Annotated in this window: 26 protein-coding genes and 1 pseudogene; 17 read left to right on the top strand and 10 right to left on the bottom strand. The window is 56.0% G+C overall.

What is annotated here, in order from left to right; genetic code table 11:
• Positions 1-47: 47 nt before the first annotated feature.
• From HF320_RS06385 to HF320_RS06370, 4 genes are all read right to left on the bottom strand, one after another.
• Positions 48-203 (bottom strand): hypothetical protein, encoded by a 156-nt coding sequence (locus HF320_RS06385; protein WP_169277586.1) that lies wholly within the window; start codon positions 201-203, stop codon positions 48-50.
• Between the two features lie 33 nt (positions 204-236).
• Positions 237-3008 carry a magnesium-translocating P-type ATPase gene (gene mgtA, locus HF320_RS06380; RefSeq protein WP_169277618.1) on the bottom strand — a complete coding sequence of 924 codons (2772 nt, stop codon included), beginning with the start codon at positions 3006-3008 and terminating at the stop codon, positions 237-239.
• 245 nt (positions 3009-3253) lie between these two features.
• Positions 3254-3736, bottom strand: coding sequence for a winged helix-turn-helix domain-containing protein (locus HF320_RS06375; protein ID WP_169277585.1), 483 nt, complete (start codon positions 3734-3736; stop codon positions 3254-3256).
• Positions 3737-3745: 9 nt separating this feature from the next.
• Entirely contained in the window at positions 3746-6193 is a 2448-nt protein-coding gene (locus tag HF320_RS06370) for an HAD-IC family P-type ATPase (RefSeq protein ID WP_169277584.1), read from the bottom strand.
• A 207-nt stretch (positions 6194-6400) separates the two neighbouring features.
• Between HF320_RS06370 and HF320_RS06365 the strand changes: the two genes are divergently transcribed.
• Both HF320_RS06365 and HF320_RS06360 read left to right on the top strand, forming a co-directional pair.
• Positions 6401-7171 carry a 4Fe-4S binding protein gene (locus HF320_RS06365; RefSeq protein ID WP_169277583.1) on the top strand — a complete coding sequence of 257 codons (771 nt, stop codon included), beginning with the start codon at positions 6401-6403 and terminating at the stop codon, positions 7169-7171.
• Positions 7172-7266: 95 nt separating this feature from the next.
• On the top strand, positions 7267-8220 hold the full coding sequence (locus tag HF320_RS06360) for a tRNA-dihydrouridine synthase (protein ID WP_169277582.1): 954 nt from the start codon (positions 7267-7269) through the stop codon (positions 8218-8220).
• Positions 8221-8257: 37 nt separating this feature from the next.
• Here the strand turns inward: HF320_RS06360 and HF320_RS06355 are convergent, their stop codons facing one another.
• From HF320_RS06355 to HF320_RS06340, 4 genes are all read right to left on the bottom strand, one after another.
• A complete protein-coding gene (locus HF320_RS06355; RefSeq protein ID WP_169277581.1) occupies positions 8258-8503 on the bottom strand; it encodes a glutaredoxin family protein in 246 nt (81 codons plus the stop codon).
• A gap of 85 nt (positions 8504-8588) precedes the next feature.
• Positions 8589-8855 carry a hypothetical protein gene (locus HF320_RS06350; protein WP_169277580.1) on the bottom strand — a complete coding sequence of 89 codons (267 nt, stop codon included), beginning with the start codon at positions 8853-8855 and terminating at the stop codon, positions 8589-8591.
• An 8-nt stretch (positions 8856-8863) separates the two neighbouring features.
• Entirely contained in the window at positions 8864-9130 is a 267-nt protein-coding gene (locus HF320_RS06345) for a hypothetical protein (RefSeq protein ID WP_169277579.1), read from the bottom strand.
• Between the two features lie 72 nt (positions 9131-9202).
• Entirely contained in the window at positions 9203-9667 is a 465-nt protein-coding gene (locus HF320_RS06340) for a hypothetical protein (RefSeq protein ID WP_169277578.1), read from the bottom strand.
• Between the two features lie 259 nt (positions 9668-9926).
• On the opposite strand from HF320_RS06340, the gene HF320_RS06335 reads away from it, so the two are divergent.
• From HF320_RS06335 to HF320_RS06325, 7 genes and pseudogenes are all read left to right on the top strand, one after another.
• On the top strand, positions 9927-10712 hold the full coding sequence (locus tag HF320_RS06335; protein WP_349290712.1) for a DUF134 domain-containing protein: 786 nt from the start codon (positions 9927-9929) through the stop codon (positions 10710-10712).
• 149 nt (positions 10713-10861) lie between these two features.
• Positions 10862-11278 carry a FeoA family protein gene (locus HF320_RS09110; protein ID WP_349290711.1) on the top strand — a complete coding sequence of 139 codons (417 nt, stop codon included), beginning with the start codon at positions 10862-10864 and terminating at the stop codon, positions 11276-11278.
• Between the two features lie 3 nt (positions 11279-11281).
• Positions 11282-11604 (top strand): annotated as a pseudogene (locus HF320_RS09210) (FeoB small GTPase domain-containing protein); the annotation flags it as partial.
• Between the two features lie 63 nt (positions 11605-11667).
• Positions 11668-12183 (top strand): hypothetical protein, encoded by a 516-nt coding sequence (locus HF320_RS09100; protein ID WP_248276655.1) that lies wholly within the window; start codon positions 11668-11670, stop codon positions 12181-12183.
• Positions 12156-12488 (top strand): nucleoside recognition domain-containing protein, encoded by a 333-nt coding sequence (locus HF320_RS09095; protein WP_248276650.1) that lies wholly within the window; start codon positions 12156-12158, stop codon positions 12486-12488. Before HF320_RS09100 ends, HF320_RS09095 begins: the two co-directional genes overlap by 28 nt.
• A 12-nt stretch (positions 12489-12500) precedes the next feature.
• Positions 12501-13223, top strand: coding sequence for a nucleoside recognition domain-containing protein (locus tag HF320_RS09090; protein WP_248276649.1), 723 nt, complete (start codon positions 12501-12503; stop codon positions 13221-13223).
• A gap of 86 nt (positions 13224-13309) precedes the next feature.
• Complete coding sequence (locus tag HF320_RS06325; RefSeq protein WP_169277576.1) at positions 13310-14533, top strand: MFS transporter; 1224 nt, start codon at positions 13310-13312, stop codon at positions 14531-14533.
• 106 nt (positions 14534-14639) lie between these two features.
• Here the strand turns inward: HF320_RS06325 and HF320_RS06320 are convergent, their stop codons facing one another.
• Positions 14640-14948 carry a hypothetical protein gene (locus tag HF320_RS06320; RefSeq protein ID WP_169277575.1) on the bottom strand — a complete coding sequence of 103 codons (309 nt, stop codon included), beginning with the start codon at positions 14946-14948 and terminating at the stop codon, positions 14640-14642.
• A 1-nt stretch (position 14949) separates the two neighbouring features.
• The gene (locus HF320_RS06315; protein WP_169277574.1) at positions 14950-15360 is read right to left on the bottom strand and encodes a hypothetical protein; all 411 of its coding nucleotides are present in this window, start codon (positions 15358-15360) and stop codon (positions 14950-14952) included.
• Between the two features lie 76 nt (positions 15361-15436).
• On the opposite strand from HF320_RS06315, the gene HF320_RS06310 reads away from it, so the two are divergent.
• The 8 genes from HF320_RS06310 (at position 15437) to cas7e (ending at position 25248) form a co-directional block, all read left to right on the top strand.
• Positions 15437-15577, top strand: a complete 141-nt coding sequence (locus HF320_RS06310) for a hypothetical protein (protein WP_169277573.1) — start codon at positions 15437-15439, stop codon at positions 15575-15577.
• 24 nt (positions 15578-15601) lie between these two features.
• Positions 15602-16357 (top strand): EFR1 family ferrodoxin, encoded by a 756-nt coding sequence (locus HF320_RS06305; protein WP_169277572.1) that lies wholly within the window; start codon positions 15602-15604, stop codon positions 16355-16357.
• Between the two features lie 600 nt (positions 16358-16957).
• Positions 16958-17353, top strand: coding sequence for a hypothetical protein (locus HF320_RS06300; RefSeq protein ID WP_169277571.1), 396 nt, complete (start codon positions 16958-16960; stop codon positions 17351-17353).
• Between the two features lie 75 nt (positions 17354-17428).
• A complete protein-coding gene (locus HF320_RS06295; RefSeq protein WP_169277570.1) occupies positions 17429-18073 on the top strand; it encodes a hypothetical protein in 645 nt (214 codons plus the stop codon).
• Between the two features lie 320 nt (positions 18074-18393).
• Positions 18394-21546: a CRISPR-associated helicase Cas3' gene (cas3, locus tag HF320_RS06290; RefSeq protein WP_169277569.1), complete on the top strand. Its 3153-nt coding sequence runs from the start codon at positions 18394-18396 to the stop codon at positions 21544-21546.
• 157 nt (positions 21547-21703) lie between these two features.
• Positions 21704-23377 (top strand): type I-E CRISPR-associated protein Cse1/CasA, encoded by a 1674-nt coding sequence (casA, locus tag HF320_RS06285; protein WP_169277568.1) that lies wholly within the window; start codon positions 21704-21706, stop codon positions 23375-23377.
• Between the two features lie 33 nt (positions 23378-23410).
• On the top strand, positions 23411-24085 hold the full coding sequence (casB, locus tag HF320_RS06280; RefSeq protein WP_169277567.1) for a type I-E CRISPR-associated protein Cse2/CasB: 675 nt from the start codon (positions 23411-23413) through the stop codon (positions 24083-24085).
• 29 nt (positions 24086-24114) lie between these two features.
• Positions 24115-25248 (top strand): type I-E CRISPR-associated protein Cas7/Cse4/CasC, encoded by a 1134-nt coding sequence (cas7e, locus tag HF320_RS06275; RefSeq protein ID WP_169277566.1) that lies wholly within the window; start codon positions 24115-24117, stop codon positions 25246-25248.

The following is a 25248-nucleotide window of genomic DNA, read 5'->3' as shown; positions in this document are numbered from 1 at the left end:
CGGTCGCCTTGCTGTTAAGTGATGTTTCGAGTCGGGCGCGCGAACATTCAGCCCTTCTTCGATAAGGGCTTCATGTTCCAAAGGACCACGTTCATGATGACAACGATCAAGGAAACCACGGCCGAGGACACCCAAAATCCCATGCTTAGCCCAAGCCATTCGGTGGCGCCAAACATATCCATCCAAATCTGAGTCCAGTTCATCTTTGCTCTCCTTTGCTGGTCTTTTGGGCTTCGCTACAGCAGCTCTCCGTAGCGCTTGACATAGGCCTTCTTAATGCTCGTGGCGAGCGCCATGTAGAGCAGGATGCACGGGATTAAGAAGCAGAAGTACTCGATCGGCAGGGCGCCCAGCCCGAGCTCCGGTCTCAGGGGGCTAAAGGGCAGTGCGGTGAGCAATGCGATTCCTGCCATGGTGAGCAGCGTCACGGGTGCGGAGGCGCGGCTTTGGATAAACGGCAGTTTGGGCGTGCGGATCATGTGGATAACGAGTGTCTGGCTCCACATGGATTCAACGAACCAACCGGCCTGGAACAGGGCGATGTAGGCGGCCTGCATGGTGGCGAGGGCGTCGCCCGAGTACACGCTTGCCAGGTTGTTGAACAGCACGCCGTGGCTTACAAACAGCGGGCAGAAGACAAAGTACATAAAGATGTAGGTCATGAAATCGAAGATGGAACTGGTGGGTCCGATCCAGAGCATGAACTTCCCAATGCTCGAAGCGTCCCACTTACGTGGTACGAGCAGGAACTCCTCGTCTACGTTGTCCCAGGGGATCGCCAGGCAGCTGCAGTCATAGATAAGGTTGAGCAGGATAAGCTGGATGCTCATCATGGGCAAAAACGGCAGCAGGGCAGAGGCGGCGAGGACGCTGAACATGTTGCCAAAGTTCGAGCTGGCGGTCATCTTGATGTACTTAATCATGTTTGCGTAGGTCTTGCGGCCCTCGACGATGCCCTCTTCCAGAACCATAAGGTCCTTTTCCAGCAGGATGATGTCGGCGGACTCCTTGGCAACATCTACGGCGATATCGACGGAGATGCCGATGTCGGAGGACTTCATGGCCGAGGCGTCGTTGATACCGTCGCCCATGTAGCCCACGACGTGCCCGTTTTCACGCAGGATAGAGACGATGCGCGTCTTTTGATCGGGCGTGAGCTTTGCAAAGACCTGCGTATGCTCGGCTTCACGGGCAAGCTGCTCATCGTCCATCGCGGCGATGTCGGGGCCAAGCAGCATGTTACTGACTTCGAGTCCCACTTGCTTGCAGATGGTGCGCGTGACCTTCTCGTTGTCGCCGGTGAGAATCTTGGTCGCAACGCCGTGCTTCCGCAGTGCCTCGATGGCATCGGCTGTGGACTCCTTGGGTGGATCGAGGAATGCGAGGTAGCCCATGAGGACCATGTCGCATTCGTCGGCCGCACTAAAGGCGCCCACCGGGGAGGGGTTGGATTTCTGGGCGATGGCCAAAACGCGGAAGCCGTCGTCGTTGAGCTCGGAGACTGTGGTCAAAATGCGATTGCGCAGTTCCTCATCGAGCGTACAAACTGCTCCATCTACCTCGGCAAAAGAGCAGATGGAGAGCATTTCTTCCACAGCTCCCTTGGTGACCATCTGAATCTTTCCGCTTCGGTCGCGTACTACGGTGGAAAGACGACGGCGCGTAAAATCGAAGGGAACCTCGTCGATCTTCACATATGCCTCGGAGAGGTCGGTGAGACGGGGGTCGCACAGCTCCTCTTCCTCTGTGCACTTGATGATCGCCAGGTCCATGAGGTTCTTATAGCCCGTCTGAAAATAGCTGTTGAGGTAGGCATGCCTCAGCACGCGCGAATCTTCCTGGCCGTCGATGTTCCAGTGGTACTCCAACACCACCTGGTCCTGTGTGAGCGTGCCGGTTTTGTCGGTGCACAGCACGTCCATGGCTCCAAAGTTCTGAATCGAGTTGAGGTTCTTGACGATGGTTTGCTTCTTGCTCATCGCGACCGCGCCCTTGGCCAGGCAGGTAGTCACGATCATGGGGAGCATCTCGGGAGTGAGCCCCACGGCGATGCTGATGGCGAAGAGCCCCGCTTCGAGCCAGTCTCCCTTAGTGATGCCATTGATTACAAACACAAAGGGGACCATCACCATCATGAACCTGATAAGGACCTGGGAAACGCTGTTTACGCCCTTGGAGAAACTTGTCTCCACGGCCTCGTTGGAAAGGTCTGACGCCATCGCACCAAAAAGCGTGCCGTCGCCCACGCTAAAGGCGAGCGCGCAGGCGCTGCCCGAAACAACGCTACTGCCCATGAGGGCGATGTTCTCGTAAGAGGTTGCCGAGTCGGATGCCTTGCAGCTTGTGGGGATCTTCTCGACCGGTTCGCTCTCGCCCGTCAGGCTTGCCTGGCTTACAAAGAGGTCTTTTGCCTCGATAATCCTTACATCGGCGGGAATCATGTCGCCTGCGGAGAGATGGACAATGTCGCCCACGACCACCTCATCGATGGGAATCTCCTCGCGCGGAGCGCCCTTCCTGCTCACCGTTGCCGTGGTGGTGATCATGTCGAGGAGCTTCTCGGCGGCATTGCCGCTGCGGGCCTCCTGGACGTAGCGAAGGGTGCCGGAGAGGATCACCATGGTGGCGATGATGACCACGGTAAGAGGGTCGAAGTCTTCTGGCGTGTTGCCCATGAGGGAGAGAGCGGGGAAGAGCATGTCGGTGGCCGCCGAGATGACGGCCAAGAAGAACAGGATTGCCGTGAACGGGTTCACAAACGCGTCTGCAAGCCTGCGTGCCAGCGATTTTTTCTTTCCGTGGTTGATAATGTTGCGGCCGTTCTTGGTCCTGCTTGCCAGGACTTCTTCTTGGGTGAGGCCCCCGAGGTTCGACCCTGCCCAGGTCATGACTTCGGTGAGGGGGCGAGTTGCCGCATATGGAATGCGGTCTTGGGTCTTGTACTGTGCCTGATCGAGGCGGTTTTGATTCTGTTGTACACGGCAGGTGGCGCCGCCGCGCTTCTTCATGGTCTTCAATGTGCCTGCTTTCCGTTTTCTTGGTTGGAATGCAGGACGGGCTATTCAAGGGAGCCTGCGCGATGTTGCGTTTGCTCATGTATATGCCGCCCTGCAGCGGTGGTACTGTCACTGTCGCTCAAGCTCCTCGCCCCCTTTCGTATCTGCGACTATCTAGAGAATAGAAAAGCCGCAGAACCAAGCCCATGACTGGATTCTTGCGGCTTTCTTGCGATTCGATAAGGTTTATCGCGCGTCTACTCGCACATTTTGTAGCCCACGCCCCATACCGTCAGGAGGTAACGGGGATTGTCGGGCTCTGGCTCGATTTTTTTTCTGATCTTGCGGATAAATGCCATGATGTTGCTGGAGTCGAGCAGGTAACGGTCGTTCCAAACCGCCTGGTAGATCTCTTCCTTGCTAAATACCGTCCCGCGGTTTGCCGCTAGGAACGCAAGGATGTCAAACTCCTTGGGGGTCAGCTGGACCGGCGTGCCCGAGAGAGCGACCGTTCTTGATGCCGTGTTGATTGCAAGTTCGCCTATGACAATGAGGTTTTCGTCGTCGCTGTGCGTGGCACCATCGATTGCAACCTCGACGGCGCTGAGCCTACCTGCGGCGATATCCGAGAATACGGGGGCCAGGTCGCGGGCGAGTGCGCTATCAGATGAGAAGAGCGCATGGCTGAGTTCTGCGGCTTCTGCCGGCGTGATGTCGATACGAGTTCTTCTTGTAACCATGAGCCCGCCTTAGAACAGATTTCCCGCGCGGGAAAGGTAGGCCCTCTTGAGGGCGGTGACGACGATTAGATATAGGATGCTCAACAAGGCGACAATGCCCAGATACCAGGTTGGCAACGTGGCGAGTTCAAACCAGGACGCCGCTGGCCCAAGCATAAAGATCGCCGAAAGCGCGAGCATGCTCACGGACATGATGGCGAGGGGTCGGCAGGGGTATCCGCCCTTGCTCCCGAGGTGCCGGCTTCTGAGCGTGAGCACGACGAGCGACTCGGTCCAGATGCATTCAAGAAGCCACCCGGCTTGGAACAGGGCTATGAATGAAGCCTTCCCCGCGGCGTCAAGAGCGGCATACGATGCACCGCATGCGCCAGGGCAAACAATGAGGAACAGGATGGCAAACGTGATGATGTCAAATGCCGAGCTCGCAATGCCAAAGCAGCCCATGAAGCTACCTAGACCCTTTTCGGACCAGGTTTTGGGCTGCTTGATTTCCTCTGCGTCCACATTGTCCCAAGTAATGGAGAGGCAAACGGCGTCGTAGAGGAGGTTCAAGACGAGCAGCTGTGCGGCGGTTGCGGGCAAGAACGGAAGAAACACGCTTGCAGCGGCAACCGAGCAGATGTTTCCAAAGTTCGAGCTCGAGGCGATGCGAATGTACTTGGAAGCGTTTGCAAAGGCACGGCGGCCCTCTCGAACGCCCTCGGCGACAACGCCTAGGTCCTGTTCAAGAAGAACAAGGTCTGCAACCTCCTTGGACTCTGCCGCCGCGGAATCGACGACGATGCCGACGTCTGCCGCGGTGAGTGCGGGAACGTCATTCACGCCGTCTCCGATGTATCCGACGGTATGTCCCGAGAGCCTGATGAGGTTGACGATCCGTGCCTTTTGGAGGGGCGTGAGCTCGGCAAAGATGCGTCCTCGGCCCACGCGGAGCAGGGCTTCGGATTCGGTCATCTTGTCGAGCATCGCGCCAGTTATCACGGTATCGGATGCGATGCCGAGTCTCGAGCATGCGGACTTGGCAACAGATGCCGAGTCTCCGGTGAGCACGCGGACCTCGACCGATAGGTCGGAAAGCGCCTTCACGGCTGCGCGGGCGCTTGCTTTAGGTGCATCGAAGAAGCCCAAAAAGCCGCAGAGGACCAGATCATTCCAGTCGGTTGATGTCGTGCTATAGGCAACTGCCAGGACCTTGATGCCGTCCGAGCGCATGTCGTCGGCAACGTCCAGGGCGCTTGCCAGCCCTTCGCCATCCATGGGGACGAGCTCGCCTTTGAAATCGGCCCAGGCGCACCGGTCGCATACACTTTCGACTTCGCCCTTAACAATGGTCAGACGCGCATTGGGCAATGCAGAAAAGCCCAGGCAGCCAAAGGCGCCGGGCGTTGCAGAGAGCTTCACGCCGGACGCTTTGGTCACATGGTCAAAGGGGTCGCTCGCGCACAGGGAGAACGCTTTTGAAAGGTCTTTTGCCGGGAAGGACAAATGCTCCGAGCTGCAGGCTGTAGCCACGGCGCGGTCCAGCTGGTTTTTCTTTATGCCTTGTCGTGTGCATTCGAGATAGGCTAGCCCAAGGGTTCGGGTGCTCTCGTTTCCCAAGATGTCCGTGTAATACTCAAGTACGGCGAGGTCCTCGGTAAGGGTGCCTGTCTTGTCAACGCACACAACATCCATGGATCCCAAGGACTCCATGGCATCGACGTTTTTAACGATGACCTGCCTGTTTTTGAGGCGTCGAGCACTTCCGGAAAGGCAAACGCTGGTGACCACCGGCAGCATTTCGGGCACTAGGCCTACGGCGGTTCCGAGCGCGAACAGCAAGGCCTGCGTCCAGTCTCCAAGCATCGCGCCGCGGACAAGCATCACAAAGGGGAGTACGACGAGCATGCATTTGATGAGGCTGAGACAGACGTTTTTTGCACCGATGCCGTATTTGGCATGCGAGGTGCCCTCAAGGCGCACCCGAGGCGCCTCGTCATCGATTTTCGAAAGCACGGTTGCGGTTGCCTGGCCATCGGTGACAGTGGTCCCTGCCAGGATGACGTCGCCTTCTTCTTTTACGGAGAAGCCGCTTTCGCCCGTGAGGGAGGCTTCGGAGACAAGAACATGCTTGCCTGCGTTTAGAGATACATTGACGGGGCACAGCATGCCCGCGTTGATGCGGATCACGTTGCCCGGGGCGAGCAGGTTTGCGTCAACCTGGGTCCAGCACTCGCCGTCTTGCTTCCAGACCATTGCGTGATTTGCGCGGGACATATGGCGTTCGAAAGTCCGCTTTGCTTCCTCTTCGTAAAAGAGTCTGACGAGGCCTCCCACAAACCACATGAGGAACAAAACGGCGGGGGCGAATATATCTGCTTCGCCTTGTGGCCGGGGGAGAACATCGACAAAAAGCGCGAGGATGGCGAGTGCGAGCAGCAGCGCGGAGAATGGGTTGAAGAATGATTTCCTGAGCATCGGGGCCCCTTTCTTGCGTTGCCATGATTCTATGCGACGAGATGCCGTCCGTTCCCCTATATCTCCTTGCTATTTCCTTGTTTTGACAGACACAATGAACGATGTGCTCACAGCGAGCACGGTTGAGGCAGCAAGTCGCATTTTCGCTGAGGGACCGAGGTACGCGTCTGCCGGATCGCACATCCTAAAAGGAGGGGATTGACCGACATGAACGTAGTAAAGATCGTATTTAGCCCGACAGGCGGAACTCAGAAGGTCGCCGATGCTCTTGCAGAAGAGCTGGCGAAGGACGGGGGCTCAATCTCTCAGATCGATTTGTCCGACCCCGCGATGGAGAAGGCCGATCCCTGCGTTGACGCCGATGCCCTTGCCGTTATTGCCGCTCCGTGCTTTGCCGGCCGTGTGCCCGCGCTCGTCATGGAGCGTCTTGCCAAGGTGGCCAGCAATGGCGCAAAGGCGGTCGTGACGATCGTTTACGGCAATCGCGATTTTGACGATGCCCTGCTTGAGCTCAAGGACGGCGCTGTTGCTCTTGGCTATACGGTGGTCGCCGGTGTGGCCGGCATCGCCGAGCACTCTTTGGCACATCAGTTCGCCGCGGGCGAGCCTGGTCCGGATCAGATCGCGATGCTCCATTCGTTTGCGCAGCAGATCCTCGAGAAGCTTCAAAACGGCGTTACCGGCGACGTTGAGGTCCCCGGCAATAAGCCCTACAAAGATTCCGGTGCTGGGACGTTGGTTCCCCAGCCGACTCCGGCGTGCTCGGCATGCCGCCTCTGCGCTCGTGTATGCCCTGTTGGGGCAATTGGCACATTGCCGCGCGGCATGGCAGATGAGAACCTTTGCATCGGCTGTATGCGCTGTGTCGCCATGTGCCCCAAGCATGCTCGCGTCGTGAATCAAGAGATTGCCGGTGCTATCGCCGCGAGGATCGAGGGCGCGTGCTCCGTGAAGAAGGATCCCCAGCTCTTCCTCTAGCAAATATGGGGCTTAGTTGCCCAATTGGATATCGTCCGGCGATGCCGTAAGATGATGCGAGCCAAAAAGCAACTGAGCCGAGAGGGATAACATACGTGATAGTGTCGTTGGCTCCCATGGAGGGCCTTACGGGATACGTGTTTCGCCGTGTCCATGCGCAGTGTTTCGGTTCGCTCGATCGCTATTACACGCCATTTCTGCCGCCTCCTCGCGTGGGGAAGCAGTTTGGCGGCAAGGCTTTTAAAGAGCTTGACCCGGAACATAACCACGGTCTCAACGTTGTTCCTCAGCTGATGAGCAAGAATGCCGATGAGTTTGTAGGGGCGACCCAGGTTTTGGCCCACATGGGCTATCGAGAGGTAAATCTCAACCTGGGTTGCCCTTCGGGAACCGTTGTGGGCAAGGGGAAGGGTTCCGGCTTTTTGCGCAATCTCGACGAACTCGAAGCCTTTTTGCAGGATGTTTGCAGCAGATCCGCGTTGCCCGTCTCGGTTAAGACGCGCGTGGGTTTTGAGGACGATGCCGAGTACGAGGAGATTTTGAACCTGTATTGTCGCTGTCCGCTGGCCGAGCTCGTCGTGCATCCGCGCGTGCGCAGCGATTACTACAAGGGTGCTCCTCGGCAGTGGCTTTATGGCGAGACGCTCGCGCGTGCGCCGTTTCCCGTGGCATACAACGGCGACATCTTTAGCGTGGAGGATGCGGATGCGCTGATGGCATCCTATCCTCAAACGCGCCATGTGATGATTGGTAGGGGGCTGCTTGCCAACCCGGCGCTTGCGCGCATGATGCAAGGAGGCCCCGCAGCGACGGTCACAGAGCTCCAGCGTTTCCACGATGCGCTCTACCGCGCCTATGAAGCCGAGATCGGCGGTAACGCGGTTTTTCGCATGAAGGAGTGGTGGTTCTACGCCAAATGCGCTTTCGCCGATCCGCTAGCGGTTCATCGCCTCATTCGCAAGACGCGCAAGGCGTCTGAGTACGAAGCTGCTGCCGAGCGGGTTTTTCGCGAGGAGGGCCTTGCTGCCGTAGCCCGTTTTCATGGATAACGATGGGGCGCGTTCCTTATGGAGCGCGTCTTTTTTGTTAGAGCAGGTTCTTTTGGGCCCAGGCGATGATGTCGCTTGACTCATAGAGTGGCGCGCCATCGATAAAAAGGCAGGGAACCTGGCGTTTTCCGCCTACGGCGATCAGGTTTTGCTCGGCCTCGCGGTCAGTTGTGATATTGCGCTGGGGAATGGAGATGCCATTGTCCTTAAGGAAGCGCTCAACTTTGATGCAATAGGGGCATCCGGTCATTACGTACAGCTCGAGGTTGTGATTTGCAGCCATGGGACTCCAATCGGTTGGGGCCGTTACTTGATATCGAGGGAGAGATACCCAAAGAAGGACGGGGCGTATCCCATGCGCTCGGTATTTACGCGATGAGGGTATCAAGAAGGACAAGTTCCCTGAGGCGTTCAGTTCGTGTTTGCCCGTGTTGTTTTGCTTTTTCATCAAATGCCGCAATAACCGATTCACCTACGCGCGTGGAAAGGACGGCGCTTGGTTCGTCTGCAATAGGCGGTCGCCCGAGTCTGGTTGTGCGTCCTGCTGGCCATTCGTCGTTTTCGTAGGCTTCAGCGGCTTTCTCAAGCTCATCAATATCAAAACCAAGCTCTCTTTCCAGGTCTTTCATGTCCATGATGTCTCCTAACGTACCAGTCCGATTTCCCTGAGTACCTTTTGGGTCGGTGGCGTGAAAGCGTGGTAGATGACATATCCGCGCTGGCTTTGCCAATAGCGCGCGATCATCTCGATTAGCCTACCGTTGCATCCCACTCCAACCAAAATGTAGTCAATGCCCCCGTTGTCCAAATCTCGGCGGAACCAGGCAAACGCCTGGTTCCATGCGCTCGTGATTTCACCTTTACTGAGCCCATGCTTCAATGCATGAGGATGAATGCTGTACAGGTCCATATGCGTCTCTTTCTTTTTGTATACACTTTTGTATACAAAAAATCAATCGTTTTTAGAGCGAATGCCTCACCCTTATGCTTTTCTGGCTGTGATTTCAGCGTAAGAATGGCCGTTAAACTCCCGGAGAGGCAATTGTGCATAGAGGGGTTCAAGAAGATTCTTGATCATGTTGCGCTGCGGATTTTCGGCATGGGGAAAGCCCGAGCAAACGAAGAGGAATGCAACATCATCGTCGATTTCGCTAGCCGATGCCATTCCCGTAAGGCCAACGTACCTGTTTGACTTTGCGATGGCAAAGTCAAACAAATGCCGAAGATGAGGTTGTCGAGGACGGATAAGGGAAAGGGAGGGATGGTTTGAACCATAGCTAAGCACTCCTGTGAAACTCACGGACAACAAAGAAGATTGTGAGTGTCGCTCTTCTTGGGTGGCGACGGACAGGAGCGCAACCTGCCTGAAACAAACGTGTGCCGCAGCAATAAAGTGAACAACTGAGCCTGCTATTCCGCACCATTGGGGGTCTTCGGAACAGCTCACGTAGGATTTCATACCGTAAGCAAAGTATAGCATGAATAAGAACGTATGTTCGATTCAATTGATTCAATCCTAGAAGTCGTTTTTATACCAAAGCGCATCGGTGTAGCTCCGAGTTGTCGACTCGGGGTAAATTCAACGGATCTGGGTCCAGCATGGGACTTTCTGTCATGTGTGCAAAGATGGCATCAAGGCCAATTTACGTCATATGTCAAAAATAGCTTGCAATCGGGATCAATCGGCGTATGCTCATTTATGACATATGTCAGGAATGGAGAAGACAATGGCGGGACGGCGCGAAAAAACAAGGCACGTGGGCATGCAGCCCGAATACCTGGGCTTCACTCCAGACGGAATGGCTGCCGGCGTGGACGTGACCCTCGCTATCGATGAGCTGGAGGCGCTGCGCCTGATTGATTTGGAGCAACTGAGTCAGGCGGAGGCGGCCGAGCGCATGGGCGTTGCGCGCACCACGATCGCCATGATTTGCAGCCGCGCTCATACCAAGGTCGCAGATGCTCTGGTCAACGGTCGTCGTCTTGTCATCACGGGTGGAAACGTTGCGTACGACCCCGCTCCACAACCTGACGCAAACGCTTGGTCGCACAAGAAGGAGAACAGTATGAGGATCGCGGTCACGTACGAAGACGGTAAGATTTTCCAGCACTTTGGTCGAACGGAGCAGTTCAAGGTCTACGACGTTGAGGATGGTAAGGTTGTATCTTCGCAGGTGGTAGGCTCGAACGGTGCCGGTCATGGCGCCCTTGCCGGCGTGCTTGCAGCGGGTGGCGTTGACGTGCTCATCTGCGGTGGCATCGGCGGCGGGGCTGTTAGCGCTCTCGCTCAGACCGGCATCGATATCTTCCCCGGCGCGGCAGGCGATTGCGACGACATCGTAAATGCCTTCCTTGCCGGCGAGGTTGTACAGACCGAGGGTGCTACCTGCGGATGCGGAGGCCATGGTCACGAGCACGGCCACGGCCACGAGGGCTGTGGTTGCGGCGGTCACGGCCATGAGCATGGCGAGGATCATCACTGCTGCCACTAGCAAGCATGTAATAGATGCATGCAATAGATGCGCTTGAGTATTTGCAAGCTCCTACATAACGCGCTAGAGTTTCCGGTAGAAAACTAACCGAGCGGGACAGACTCCCTAAGGGGTTTGCCCCGCTTTCGCTTTATCTGAGGGGACCTTGCGTGAAGCTCGACGAGCTGGAGATTGGCAAGGACGCGATTATTGCGTCGGTGGCGTCAGACGACGTGGCACTGCATCAGCACATTCTTGACATGGGCCTAACGCCCGGTACCGAAGTGACCATGATGAAGTACGCCCCCACGGGCGACCCCATGGAGATTCGCCTGCGCGGCTATGAGCTCACCCTTCGCCGCGACACCGCGGCACGCATCGAGCTCGTGGACGTTCACGATACCGATACCGTTGCGCGCCGTGCCCCGCAAACGGGCAGCGTTGCACACCCTGCTTTGGGCGAGGGGTACCATCCGCGCCGTACAAAGAAGGCAGTGCCCGAAGGCTCGCCTATTACTTTTGCCCTTGCCGGCAACCAGAACTGCGGCAAGACAACGCTGTTCAACTGCCTTACTGGCTCCAATTAGCATGTGGGCAATTTCCCGGGCGTAACGGTTGATCGTAAAGATGGCCAGATCCGCAACCACCCCGAGGCGACGGTCACCGACCTGCCCGGCATCTACTCGCTCTCTCCGTATACGGGCGAGGAAGTTGTGACCGCCAGTTTATTCTCGAGTCGCAGCCCGACGCGGTGATCGACATCATCGATGCCACCAATATCGAGCGCAATCTCTACCTCACGCTCCAGCTTATGGAGCTCGATCGACCTATGGTCATCGCCCTCAACATGATGGACGAGGTCACGGCCAATGGCGGCACCATCGACGTCAACCTGCTCGAACGCGAGCTCGGTGTGCCCGTGGTTCCCATCTCGGCGGCAAAGAACGAAGGCATCGGCGAGCTCGTGGAGCACGCCATGCACATTGCCCGTTACGGTGAGCGACCAGGGCGCATCGACTTCTGTTCGAGTGCGGCCGACAGCCCCGATCACGGTGCGCTTCACCGCTGCATCCACGGTATCGCAAACCTGATTGAGGACCATGCCAAGGCGGCGGCTATTCCGCTGCGCTTTGCGGCGACCAAGCTCGTCGAGGGTGACGCGTTGGTTATCAAGGCCCTGAATCTCGATCAAAACGAGCTCGATGCCATCGAACACATCATTTGCCAGATGGAGGAGGAGTCGGGCAGCGATCATCTGTGCGCTCTTGCCGACATGCGCCTTACCTTTATCGAGGACGTGTGCGCCACCTGTGTGGTCAAGCCGCATGAGAGCCGCGAGCACAAGCGCTCCGTTGCCATTGACCGTGTACTTACGGGGCGCTTCACCGCATCCCGATGTTCATTCTCATCATGGGGCTTGTCTTTTGGCTCACCTTTGGCGTTATCGGCGCGGCGCTTCAGGGCTTGCTCGAACAGCTGGTCTCGGTGGTGATTGGGGCAGCGGACGCAGGCCTTGCGGCGTTTGGCACCAATCCTGTGGTCCGTTCGCTTGTGGTTGACGGCGTGCTCGCCGGCGTGGGCAGCGTGCTTTCGTTCTTGCCCAGCATCGTCGTGCTGTTTTTGCTGCTCTCGATCCTCGAGGACTCGGGCTATATGGCACGTGTCGCGTTTGTGATGGATAAGATTTTGCGCCGCTTTGGCCTTTCGGGTCGCAGCTTTGTACCCATGCTTGTGGGTTTTGGTTGTAGCGCGCCCGCCATCATGTCCACGCGCACCTTGCCTTCCGATCACGATTGAAAGATGACGGTCATGTTCACGCCATTCATGAGCTGCTCGGCAAAGCTTCCCGTCTATGGTCTACTCTGTGCGGCATTTTTCCCGCAGGCAACCGTGCCCGCTATGGTCTCGCTCTACATCTTGGGCATTCTAGTGGGTATGATTGTCGCCACGATTCTCAACCACACAACATTTAAGGGCGAGCCTGTGCCCTTTATCATGGAGCTTCCCAACTACCGCATGCCCAGTGCAAAGACCACGCTGTTGCTTGCATGGGACAAAGCCAAGGGCTTTATCACCAAGGCGTTTACCATCATCTTTGCGGCTTCGGTCGTGATCTGGTTCCTGCAGACGTTCGACATCCGCTTCAATATGGTGACCGATCAGTCTCAAAGTATGCTCGCGGGTCTGGGCGGGCTTATAGCGCCTGTGTTCGCGCCGTTCGGCTTTGGCGACTGGCGCACCTCGACGGCGCTCGTGTGCGGCCTTGTTGCCAAGGAGAGCGTCATCTCAACGCTTACGGTGCTGCTGGGCTCCACGTCTGCGGCGGCGCTTTCGGGCATGTTCACGGCACCCATTGCATACGTGTTCCTGGTGTTTGTCCTGCTTTACCCGCCCTGCGTGGCAGCCATTAGCACCGTGCGTTCCGAGCTGGGCGGGCGTTACGCCGTGGCGGTCTTTGCCTTACAGGTAACGGTTGCCTGGATTATCGCCTTTGTCGTACACACCGTGTTTTTGCTTACAGGGTTGCTCTAGTGCAAAAGGGGAACAAAGTCCTTCAAGGGTTTTGTTTCCCTTTTTTATTGAGTGACTGTGCTGGTTGGGGATTAGAGGGTCATCGTATGATGAGGAAGTCGAAGGCGAGCGTATCAAGCCCGATGGGATTCATCTTGGGCTTTGGCATTGTGAGCATGCTCATGGACATCGTGTACGAGGCAGCGCTTTCGGTCCAAGGTCCGTTGCTGTACTCGGTAGGCGCTACAGCGGCGGTTGTAGGTTTGGTTTCGGGCCTGGGCGAGGCAACTTCGCTGGCGGGACGTTTGGTAAGCGGGCCTGCTGCCGATCGTTCCGGCCGCTATTGGCTCTTTGCCATCTTGGGTTATGCGGCAACGGGTCTCGCGGTTCCCGCTATGGGATTTGCGGGCAGTGTGCTGGGCGTATCGTTCCTCATCGTGTTCGAGCGCTTTGGTAAGTCGCTGCGCACACCTTCGCGCGATGCCATGCTTTCGCATGCGGCCTCTCGTGTGGGCCGTGGTAAGGGTTTCGCGTTTCACGAGGCGCTCGATCAGGTGGGCGCCGTGGCGGGTCCACTCATCGCGGCGGCGATTTTGCAGGTGACGCATAACGCGTACGGCCCTGCGCTTGGCGTGATGCTCGTCCCCGGTCTCGCCGCCATCGGTGTGCTACTGTATCTGCGCCACCGTGTTCCGCACCCCGAGGTGTTTGAGGAGGGCGATGGAGGTCAGCCGGCGGAGGACAAGGCTGCGGGCGCGTCGAAGGACATGACGGCCCAGCCCGTCAAGCTCCCTCGTCTGTTTTGGATGTACACGGGCTTTTGCGGCTTGGTCTTGGCTGGCGTAGGAACGTTTGGTGTCATGTCGTTCCACATGGTCTCGGCCCATATCGTCTCGGCGTCAACCGTTGCCGTGCTCTATGCGGTGGCTATGGGTGTTGACGGCGTGTTTGCGCTGGTAACAGGTTCGATTTACGACAAAGTGGGCGTGCGCGTGCTGTTCGCTTTGCCAGTGGTGAGCGTGATCGTTCCCTTCTTTGCCTTTGGCAACAGCCTTGCCTCGGTGGTTGCGGGCGTGGTTTTGTGGGGCGCGAGCCTGGGCATTCAAGAATCTACCATGCGCGCGGCGGTTGCCGATATGGTGCCGGGTTGCAAGCGCGCAACGTCGTATGGGATGTTCTCGGTCTTTATGGGCGTGGGCTCGTTTGTGGGCGCCGGTGTGACGGGTGCTCTGTATTCCTATGGCCACGCGGCAATTATCGTGTATGCGTTGGTTCTCGAGGCGGCGGCGTGCATGCTGCTGTTCTTGGCGCTGTGCCGTGCGGGGAGGTAGATCGTGATGAGGCATTGTCCAGCATCGATGGATAAGAAAAACGCTCCTGGTAGATGCTTCTACCAGGAGCGTTATGCGTTTGCGTTGTGGTGTGCTGGTCAGACGCCTATGCGGCCAGCGACTTGCGGAGCATGCCTTCGGGGTCTTTGACAAGCAAGTAAAGCGCCCAGGCGATCAGGCCGGTCGTTACAATAACGAGGCCCAGCAGGGCATCGTCGATCATTGCGGCGTGGTCGACGATCTCGATGAAGGCCTCGCCCTCAATGAGGCTGGCAATGCCGTCTACCGTCCACATAAGGCCTGCACCCCAGTACATAAGGGCAAGGACGCCAATCTTCATCTGGTTATTGGGGCCGGCAACGTACCATGCGATGGTGGCGATGGCGGCGGCAAGAAGCGTGATAATGAGCGTCATATTAGGCCTCGGTTGCAATCGTGTGTGCGGAGCGCTTGACCACGGCGTCCGCCACGACGGTGACGATGGCCCAGCATACGGTGACCATGACGCACATGCCAACGCCGACGGTTGCCATCTCGTGGAGCATGACGGAGGTGTCGGCCGCGTTGTACATAGCGGTCAGGAACGGCGGGAAGGGCACGACCTCGCCATGCCAGATATGCTCGATGCACAGCAGGATAACGCCACCCCACAGCATGTTGCACAGCCAGCCGAGCTTGCGGGTCCAGCAGATGCCGGTTTCGGCAGCGTCGGTGAGCTGATTGCCGTCCTTATCGACGATACCGCGCTCCATCTCCTTTTTCTTGACGATGGAACGAACAGCGGTAACGGCCACGGCCTCGCCGCCTCCAACAACAAAACAAGCCATAAGAAGTCTCCTTTGTCTATCGATGCAACGTCGCATCGGGCTGTTTCTAGTTGAAGCAGTATAGGCGAATTGCATCATGCTGCGCATGCTGCGCAAGACGTTTTACCAAACTGTCACGCTTGGCAAAAAATCGTCAACTTTGATGGCCTTGCGTGCACGGCAGGGCGGGGCGAGCCTTTATGCGCTCTGCGTTTTCTTGGGTGATAATGGCGAATGAGCAAAAGGTAAGATTGGGGTCTGCATGATTTTGTACTTTAGCGCCGAGGGCAACAGCCGCTATGTTGCTGAGCGCATTGCCGAGCATCTGGGCGACACTGCCGTCTCGATTGAGACGTTCAAAGGCGAGACCAATCCGCATATCGCTGTTGAAGAGGGCGGATGTTTGGGCTTTATCGCTCCCACGTACTGCTGGGGCCTGCCCACGCCGGCTGTCGACTTTCTCAAGCGTGCAACGTTCGAGGTCCCTGCCAATGCCTATGTCTTTACCGCCACGACGTTTGGCACCACCGCCGGGCAGACTACGCGCTTTGCTGCCAATCTGTTGCATGAGCGAGGCGTTGAGACGACGGCCCAATACAGCGTCCAGATGCCTGATACCTGGACTCCGATGTTCGATCTTTCCGATACGGAGAAGGTGGAGGCGATTAACGCCCGGGCAGACGAGCAGATTGATGAATGCGCGCAGATGATTGCCAATCGCGCGATGGGAAACCACGTGCGCCGTGCCGTCCCGATGTTTGCCGCCAAGCTCTACTACCGCTTTGGCTTGCCTGCATGCCGGGACACGAGCAAGTTTAGCGTCGATGCGAATACTTGCGTGGGCTGCGGCCTGTGCGCAAAACGCTGCCCGGTCGATGCGATTCAAATGCGCGACGGTGTGCCCACATGGAGCAAATCCGAGTGCGCGGCGTGTCTGCGCTGCCTGCACAGTTGCCCTAAGTTCGCGATCCGACGAGGCCCCAAGACGCATGCGCACGGGCAGTATCGACATCCATAAGGACTGCCGCTAAGGCCGATTTTCCATATAAAACTACGAGGTCATGTGCCTTAAAAACGCCTCAAGGGGCTTGCCTCCTGAAGGCGTTTCTTTTTTGTGGGCTTGTTCGTGTCCGGGCCGGATGCTAGAGTGTGAAACACCCGAGGGTTGAGAGACCCAACTCCTGGCACAAAGGGCGCTTGACGCCTTTAGGAGATGCCGGCGGCGTTTGTGCCTGTCGTCGGATTTTTATTCAAGTACAACCTCATAGCGAGAGTCCTGGCGTGTGCGGCTGCCGTTTTTGGCTACTATCAATACGCGTCGGTTTCCATCGCGCTTGTGGTTGTTGCGTCTCACCCTCGGAAGGAACTCAATATGGGCGAGCACACCATCATCTACCAACCTCAAATCATCCGCGAGACGGCCGAAGGCCTCAATCGCCTTGACATCATCGCCGCGAACCTGATGCCGCTCGCATTCGACTGAGCGCTCGCATCGTTTCGCAAGCCCGAGCAGATTGACTTTCGCGACCTGGGGCGCGAGCTTATCGAAGCCGAGCGCAGAAGCGCGTTTGGTCCCTGTTATGTCTATCGCGCGCATGCCGACGAGCTCTTGCAGATCGTGGGGCAGATCTCTGACGCGTTGCCGAGCCGCGCCTCCTTTTTGGCGCGCACGGACCCGATGGAGGCTGCGCGCCCCGAGAATCATTCGGTCGCAGCGTATGCCGAAGTGGAAAACCCCGCCGTCGCCTTTGTGTGGGAGCTGCGCCACAACCCCGAGGGTGCCCTTGCGACCTTGCCGGACCGCAGCTACAGCAAAGTGCTCGATGCCACGGATGTGCTCAAGGAGCTGTGGGAGGATAAACCCGCAGTCAACGAGCTGGAGCTCGCGAAGGCCCTAATCACACAGATCGTGCTGCTCGACGATAACCTGTGCGAGCAGGTGCTTACCCGCGCAAACATCATGGCGAGGGAGTGCTCAACCGCCGTGGCCCCGTACCTGCGGCCCCAAAGTTGATGATTTTCCGTTGGGCTATTTGCGCGCGTCAACGCTAGAATCGAATGGACTGTCTCGAGACTAGAGGAGAAGCACGTGGCCCAGGGCTTCTTCGACCTGCTGTACAACGGCTATACCGGTGAGTACCAGCTTATGAGCTCGCTGTATCGCAACGGCTTGGACGCACTGCGCCCGCCTGCAGACATGGGCGTCGACGTGGTGTCGCTCAACCTTAAACAAAGGCTCGAACAGCCCGATGTGCCCGCCGAGATGTTCTATTTCCAGGTGAAGACCGCCGTTACCAACGTGAGCGAGAATGCAGATCGTCCCGGTGCGTTTGCCGTGGTGGAGTTCAAGCTCAAGGCGACCGAGGTCAATCTACTGAGCTGCTCGGGCGACCGCGCCTTGTTCTGCTATGTGTACAACAGCGAGGCCGGTGCGCTTACAGGTGCGTTTGAGACACCGTTTATCTGCTTTTGGCTCGATGGCTGCCTGCTGGCAAAGCTTGAGCGCCAGGGTGCCTTTTATTGCAAGGAGGGCGAGTCCAAGCTGACGCTGACATGCCAGCTGCGTAAGCCCGCGCACGAGTTTGGCCACTGGTACGCGCTTGTAGTGGACAAGGACGGCAACAAGCTCGAGGACGGTTACCTGGGCGTTGTAGGCGGCGAGGGAAACCCGGCGAATGATGGTGCCGATCACTACAGCGTGGGCGGCTATCTGAAGTACGCGCGGCGGGACTAGGTGTTTGGTGCCGCGGACGTGATGGGTTTTATGCGCTAGCACGGGGCTGCATATCGTTTGTGGCAAATCTTGCAAAGTAGGATTGCAAGAAGTGTCCCAATCTTGCAAAGTCGCTTTGCAAGATTGACTTGAAACGCTGTCGATCATTATTCGGGCTCATCGGGAAAACGCTTTCGTCTGCCGGCTGCCGACTTTAGAGGCAATTTCGTAAAGCCGTTTTGGGAATGACACATGCGTAGTTCACAATGAGCGGGATATAAAATTGTCCATGGCGGGTCTAAATTCCGGGACCGAGTCTGGTTGGTGATGAGTTGCAGAGCTTGGGTCAGAATGCGTGCACTTGGGAAGGCAGCCTTGCCCTTTCTCGTGAGGCATGTTCTCTTTGGGGCAAGTCGGATTATGGCCTCCAGCGTGCCTGGCTCCCTCTTTTTGTCCATATGGCAGATTCCTCTGCTGTCGCTTTTCGGCTGTGGGACGAATGGCTTCCCCGGTCGACGAAACGGGTACTGTCGAGCTTCATAGAGGAGGGGGCAGCTCGGTCCTTCTTTTCGTTTATCGCCGCTGTGCACGACGTAGGAAAGGCGACGCCTGCTTTTCAGAGCCAGCCCTGTTGGGTGCCTTGCGGTGGAAGTGTCTCTTCGTTGATGTGGCTTCCGGAGGGTGCCGGCTTGCCTTTTCCGGCTGGTTCATGCGACTCTCGGGGTCCGAATCATGCGTTTTCGGGACAAGTCATCCTTGAACAGTACCTTAACGACAAGATGGTCGGAGATACTTCGGCAGAGGTTTCCAGCGCTCAGTTGGCCGACGCGCGAAAAGGGGCGCGCTCCATTGCGAGTATTGTCGGGTGCCACCATGGAAGGTCCCAATCGAGCGCAGATATCCTCAACGCTCGCGAAATACGACCGTCGTCTCTTGGAATTAGTAGCGAGCAATGGCATCGCGTTCAGGAGGAGCTGATTGAGTATTCGCTGAAATTGGCAGGCTTACCTGAAAGCGATCTTATTCAGATTGCTCAGCTGCGAGTTCCACCTCAGGCGGCAAGCATTTTGTCGGGTGCTTTGATCATGTGCGATTGGATGGCGAGCAACACTGAAGCGTTTCCCCTGGCAACGCTGCCCTCGCACGAATATGCGTACGCCGATGGTCAAGATGCTTTTGATGACGGGGTTATTAATCTGAGCTCTTTTTTCTTGGGCGCAACCAGTGCGCTTGATTTTGACTATCTTGCCAAACGTGCAGAGCGCGGGTGGACATTAATTGGCGTTATCCCATCTTGGAGTGGTGATCCGTTGGGGCCGGGAGATATTGCCAACCTTTATGTGGACAGGTTCGAGTTCTCTAAGCCATTTTCTCCTCGTCCTGTCCAGAAGACTGCCGTGGAAGTTGCTTCAACGTTGGAGGAGCCGGGTCTTATGATTATCGAGGCTCCGATGGGTGAGGGAAAGACCGAGGCTGCCCTTGCGGTTGCAGAAATCGTCGCGAGAAAAGTCGGTCTTGGCGGCGTGTGCGTTGCTCTTCCGACGATGGCCACTACAGATGCGATGTTCGCTCGTGTTCATCGCTGGCTGGAGCACCTCCCGCATGATGGCATTAATCCTCAGAGCATCTGCCTGGCTCATGGAAAGGCCAAACTGAACGAAGAGTATCAGGGTATCAGCAAGAACGCTGCTGTCTATCGGATCGATATTGATCGAGACGCTGTTGATGGAGCGTCTGTCTTTAGAGAAAGTGATCCTGGCGTTGTTATCTCGGATTGGATGTGCGGCAAAAAACGGGGAATGCTTTCAAACTTTGTAGTCTGCACGGTCGATCAGGTTTTGATGGGTGCACTGCAGATGAAACACCTGGCTTTGCGTCAGTTGGCTCTTGCAAACAAAGCTGTCATCATCGATGAGTGCCATGCCTACGACATGTATATGAGACAGTATCTTGATGTGGTACTGGAATGGCTTGGAAGCTGGCATGTTCCGGTCATTCTTTTGTCCGCAACCTTGCCTGCAAAACAGAAAGAGGAAATGGCTGGGCACTATCTTGCTGGGTGGACCGCTAAAAGGAGAATGGCAACACGCCCGCGAAGGAGGGTGGCGCTGAGAGTTCCGCTCTTGAACAGCGAGGAGCCGAAAAGGGATGTGACGGCCCCTACCCCATGCCAATATCCCTTGTTGACCTACACGCGTGGGGAAAGGATCGAGGAATGTGCCGTCGGCGGATCGGGCAAGTCGTCCGAGGTCACTCTTTCGGTTATGCCCGATGATGAGAGTAGGCTTGTTGAACTTCTTGAAACGATGCTTGCTGATGGCGGCTGCGCCGGCGTTATCTGCGATACGGTTACGCGCGCACAGAAGACTGCGGCCGCGTTGGCTCGAGTGTTTGGCGAAGATGTCGTTACGCTTACCCATGCGCGTTTTATTGACATTGATCGCATGGAAAACGAGAACTGCCTGCGAAGTATGTTGGGCCCCGATGCCACGATTGAAAATGGGCAAAGACCGTATCGATATGTCGTGGTCGGAACTCAGGTACTTGAGCAATCGCTCGATATCGACTTCGATGTGCTGGTGACCGATGTGGCGCCTGTCGACTTGATTCTCCAACGTATTGGTAGGTGCCATCGTCATCAAAGGACAACCCGCCCGTCTCGTCTTGCCTCGTCGCATTGCTATATTCGTGGAATTACGTCATGGCGCGACGGCGGTCCCGCATTCAGTAGTGGCGTGTCAAATGTATACACAAAGGCGAGCCTTATTGAGGCCCTTTCTGTCTGCGGACTTACGAAGGCCGGTGCTTCCGTAAAGCTGGTTTTACCAGACGATATCGCGCGCTTGGTGCAATATGCATATAGCGATGCCGTTGCCGGTGTGATTCCTAATACTTGGGGTGCTCTGTATCAGAAGGCATGTCAGACGCGATTGGAAGAAAACCAGCGTAAAGAGCAACGCGCTCATTGCTGCTTGCTCAAATCGGCGAAAGTTATGGTTCAAGATGGACAAAGTCTTACTGACTGGTACTTTCTATCTGCAACCGATAAGACCGACGCCGATTCCGGGCCTCGCGCGGTACGTGACACGCAAGAAACAGTCGAGGTTATGCTGCTTCAACGGATTGATGGGCATATTTATCTTTTACCGTGGATCGGTGATTCGAGGCATGGTGTTGAATTCGGGGCGGAAGTCCCTGTGGACCAAGTTCCAGATAGCGCCGTCGCCAAGCTGGCTATCCAGTCAAGCGCTCGCCTGCCTCTATCCATATGCAGCATGGACAGAATCGGGCAACTTATCGAGGTTCTTGAAGCGATGGATTCTCCGTACGTTGGATCATGGCAGGAATCTCCATGGCTGCAGGGTCAGCTGGCTCTGTTTCTGGAAGATGAGGATGGAAAGCTAACTGCGCAGTTGAATTTAGGAGAAGAGGGAGGACTATGGACAGTTTCATACGCTCGGGCCACTGGATTGACCGTTCGCCTATCCAAATAATAACTGTTCAATTATATTGGACATAATGAATGTGTCCCGACGGCATGTTTAACTATGTTGGGATGATCCAAGTTACTACTTGGATACCTCGTGTTCCCCTCGTTCGTGGGGTTTGTTGCCAGTGGCGCTCGAGGCGCATTCATGAAGGGAGGTCCTGATGATGGAATCAGAGGCTCCTCATTTCAATTTGATTGACGAACCGTGGATTCCCGTTTCTATGACCGACGGGTCATTTGGCGAAGTGTCGCTCAGGGAGTTATTTAAGAAGGCTACGAGCATAAGGACTGTTGCGGGAGACATCCCGCAACAGTCAGCTCCAATCCTGAGGCTTTGTCTGGCGATTGTGTACCGGACGTATGCTCTTACTCACGAGGAATATCTAAAGCACGGCGAGGAGGTGGATCCGATCGAGCTGTGGCGTGAAGCCTGGGAAGACGGGACGTTCGACCTTTCGCTCTTGGATTCCTACCTCGATCAAGTGCATGATCGTTTCGATTTGTTTGGGCAAAAACCCTTTATGCAGGTAGCGGGCCTTAAGTACGTGGCGAAAGAGTACGATCCTGTATCTGAATTTATCGCTGATGTGCCCAAGCCAGAGAAGTTCTTGTTTTCCATGCGATCAAAGGCTGCGCCTGAAACCATAACGTTTGCAGAAGCCGCGCGGTGGCTTTTGTTCTGTCTTGCTTTTGATTGTGCGGGAATCAAGTCTCCCGTCGTAGGAAACACCCACGTTACGAGTGGAAAGGTCTATGCGCCAAAGGGTATTCCTGGTATCGGGTGGCTCGGTGCAATCGGTACGGTTTTTGTCCAGGGTTCGAACCTTTTTGAGACTTTGATGCTTAATTGGGCCGTGAACAACGGCCCTAAGAGCGATTCTCATTTTTTGATTCCGGACGACATTCCCGCATGGGAGCTTCCTGTGCAGTCGGCTGATCTTGGAGTCTATACCGCAAAAGGTCCTGTTGGGTTGTTCACTGTGCTGGACAGGCGAATTCGTCTTGTCGTTAACGAGGATATGGATGCTGTCGATGGGATTATCGTTTGCTACGGTGATATCGTCCAACCCATTGGGGCTTCGCGTTATGAGACGATGACCGTTTGGTACGAAAGTGTGAAAAAACAGAAAGAGCTTAACCTGCCGAGGGCCCCTCTCCTTCCCAAGACCCACGATGCTTCAAAGGCCTTGTGGCGAGGTCTTGGACCTTTACTTTTATCGGAAGGACAGGGCATTGAAGATGAGTTACGACCCGGCGTGGTTTGCTGGGTTGGTACCCTTCGAGACGAAGGAATTGACGATCTCCCCAGGACTCTCTGCTTGCACGCTCAGGGCGTTGAATACGGTACCCAGAGCTCGGTAATCACCAACGCGTATGATGATGAGCTTGATATTGCCGACATTCTTGTTCGAATCGATTCCGGTGCGAGCCGATGCGCGGTGGGCTCTGTGAATCGCATGGAGCGTGCTGTTGATTATCTTGTCGAATTGGCACGTGATGTCGAAATGATTGCCGGTGCTAGAACGGTTTCGGGTCGCTATCTGGATGATATTCGAGAGGAAGCATATCTTGCTCTCGATCCCCTTATGCGTCAGCGGCTGAGAGATTTTCCATCCGATTGCTCACCTGAGGATTATTGCGCCGCTTGGTGTGTTGACGCAAAAAAGATAATTGCATCGATTGGCGGACGCTTTGTTTCAAAGTTTCCGCAATCACGTTTTGAACGTAGGGAGAAACGTGAAGATAAACAGGCGAATCGCCGTACGGAAGGGGGTTCGATTGCCGAGGCTGAGCGTCGGTTTAACCGCAAATTGAAAGAGGCTCTCGGTGTATAGAAGCCAAATTTATGCGGGAGGGAAGGAATGACCGTGGAAAAACATGTCGATCATGCTGCACTTGCACGAGAGGCGGGGAGACTGGCTAACAGTAAAATCGCGTCAATCCAGTGCCGCTATACGGGGCAAAACAATGCTGCCTCGGCGCGAGCCCGTGCCGAACTGGCGCAACTTCGCAAAATTAACGGCTCGAACAACGATTCTTGGTTTGCGACGGGCGGGCTCGTTCTTGAGGGTTGGTCGCGCGAGAGGATGGAGCAGTTCGGCGCATCCGAATCTGATGAAGGCCGAGTGTTCTGTGCATTGAAAAGCACATTAGGGCTTTATGCGCTTCATCAGCAATCGAAGTCCATTGGTTGCGCCGTATTGCGTAGTAAGGACGAAAGTGACGAAGATTATCGCGCACGCGCAGCTCGAGCTTCGTTTGGGAGGGCGTGCAGGCTCATCGAACCCAAGCTGGACGAAGCGGCGTGCGTCAGACGGCGCCTTATGGCAATTGAGCGGGCGAATGATTTCGACGCCGTGCTCTATAACGTTCGATCGCTTATTCGGCTTATGAAAAGCTCCAAAACCGATCAGCTAATTCGTCTCGATTATTGGACACTTGCCAAAGACCTTTATTTACTTCAGCTGCCGGGCGGATGGCAGGAAAACGTTCTAAGCCGATGGTCGCAGGATTACTTTGCTTTTGTTGAAACCCTTGAGTAGGAATACTCAATTTGAGAAAGGTCGACACTATGTTTATCGACATCTATGCAATCCAGTCCGTTCCTCCCAGCAATATCAACCGTGACGATACGGGTGCTCCCAAGACTGCACTTTATGGAGGCGTGCGTCGCGCTCGCGTATCGAGTCAGGCGTGGAAACGTGCTGCGCGTGAAGAATTTCCCAAATATCTTCCCGAAGAATCTTTGGGCATCAGAACAAAATTTGCGGCAGAGTTGCTTGCACAGAAAATTGTCGAGCTTGATGCCGGGTTGGAAGAGCGGGCTGCCGAACTGGCAAGCGCCGTTTTGGGGGCTCTTGGAATAAAGGTCGAGATATCAAAACGAGCCGGAGACGACGAAGGAAAGAATGAGACAAAATATCTCATCTTCTTTGGACGCGGTGAGCTCGACGTTTTGGCGCGCATTGCTGTTTCCTGGGCAGAGGAGGGCAAGAACCTCAAAAAGCTTGATAGGGCGGCGAAAGAGGAGGCGAAGTCTGCATTTAAGGGTGCAAAAGCAGTGGATATCGCGCTGTTTGGCCGCATGCTCGCAGACGTCCCAGAGCTGAATACCGACGCTTCGTGTCAGGTTGCCCATGCGATTTCGGTTGATAGGGTCACGCAGGAGTTCGACTACTTCACTGCCATCGACGATTGTGCATCTGGGGATAATGCAGGCGCATCGATGATCGACACAGTTGATTACAACTCTTCGACGCTGTACCGCTATGCGAATATCAACGTTGACGCTCTGCGCGAGCAGCTTGCCGATGCCCATGCAACTGCATGTGGCGTAAAGGCGTTTCTTGAAGCATTTGTGCGCTCGATGCCAACGGGAAAGCAGAACTCATTTGCAAACAGAACGCTTCCCAACTGCGTTTTGGTTTCGCTGCGCGAGGAGCAGCCGTTTAATGCGGTTTCTGCCTATGAGAGCCCGGTGTCCGCCGGTAAGGATGGCCCTATTTCCCACATTGCCGCAAAGCGTCTGGGAGAATGCGTCGCGCAGTATGAGAAGGAATATGACATGAAGGCCCAGAAGGCCTGGTATGTTTCGGTTGATGGGCCGATTGAGTCTTTGGATTCCATTGCCGAAAAGGTGACCCTTGCGGGTCTCGTGGAGGGCGTCAACTTTGAGGTCGAGGCGGCGTTTGGTACGGGTGAATAA

Origin of the sequence: Collinsella acetigenes (assembly GCF_012844445.1) — a bacterium.
GTDB lineage: Bacteria > Actinomycetota > Coriobacteriia > Coriobacteriales > Coriobacteriaceae > Collinsella > Collinsella acetigenes.
Note: the sequence above shows the minus strand (reverse complement) of the source record. Positions and strands in the feature narration are given on the sequence as shown.

Bases quoted from the DNA above. Each gene is read 5' to 3' on its own strand.
- HF320_RS06385 (WP_169277586.1), bottom strand. From the start codon at position 203: ATGAACTGGACTCAGATTTGGATGGATATGTTTGGCGCCACCGAATGG.
- mgtA (WP_169277618.1), bottom strand. From the start codon at position 3,008: ATGAAGAAGCGCGGCGGCGCCACCTGCCGTGTACAACAGAATCAAAAC.
- HF320_RS06375 (WP_169277585.1), bottom strand. From the start codon at position 3,736: ATGGTTACAAGAAGAACTCGTATCGACATCACGCCGGCAGAAGCCGCA.
- HF320_RS06370 (WP_169277584.1), bottom strand. From the start codon at position 6,193: ATGCTCAGGAAATCATTCTTCAACCCATTCTCCGCGCTGCTGCTCGCA.
- HF320_RS06365 (WP_169277583.1), top strand. From the start codon at position 6,401: ATGAACGTAGTAAAGATCGTATTTAGCCCGACAGGCGGAACTCAGAAG.
- HF320_RS06355 (WP_169277581.1), bottom strand. From the start codon at position 8,503: ATGGCTGCAAATCACAACCTCGAGCTGTACGTAATGACCGGATGCCCC.
- HF320_RS06350 (WP_169277580.1), bottom strand. From the start codon at position 8,855: ATGGACATGAAAGACCTGGAAAGAGAGCTTGGTTTTGATATTGATGAG.
- HF320_RS06345 (WP_169277579.1), bottom strand. From the start codon at position 9,130: ATGGACCTGTACAGCATTCATCCTCATGCATTGAAGCATGGGCTCAGT.
- HF320_RS06335 (WP_349290712.1), top strand. From the start codon at position 9,927: ATGTCAGGAATGGAGAAGACAATGGCGGGACGGCGCGAAAAAACAAGG.
- HF320_RS09100 (WP_248276655.1), top strand. From the start codon at position 11,668: ATGCACATTGCCCGTTACGGTGAGCGACCAGGGCGCATCGACTTCTGT.
- HF320_RS09090 (WP_248276649.1), top strand. From the start codon at position 12,501: ATGTTCACGCCATTCATGAGCTGCTCGGCAAAGCTTCCCGTCTATGGT.
- HF320_RS06325 (WP_169277576.1), top strand. From the start codon at position 13,310: ATGATGAGGAAGTCGAAGGCGAGCGTATCAAGCCCGATGGGATTCATC.
- HF320_RS06320 (WP_169277575.1), bottom strand. From the start codon at position 14,948: ATGACGCTCATTATCACGCTTCTTGCCGCCGCCATCGCCACCATCGCA.
- HF320_RS06315 (WP_169277574.1), bottom strand. From the start codon at position 15,360: ATGGCTTGTTTTGTTGTTGGAGGCGGCGAGGCCGTGGCCGTTACCGCT.
- HF320_RS06310 (WP_169277573.1), top strand. From the start codon at position 15,437: ATGCTGCGCATGCTGCGCAAGACGTTTTACCAAACTGTCACGCTTGGC.
- HF320_RS06305 (WP_169277572.1), top strand. From the start codon at position 15,602: ATGATTTTGTACTTTAGCGCCGAGGGCAACAGCCGCTATGTTGCTGAG.
- casA (WP_169277568.1), top strand. From the start codon at position 21,704: ATGATGGAATCAGAGGCTCCTCATTTCAATTTGATTGACGAACCGTGG.
- cas7e (WP_169277566.1), top strand. From the start codon at position 24,115: ATGTTTATCGACATCTATGCAATCCAGTCCGTTCCTCCCAGCAATATC.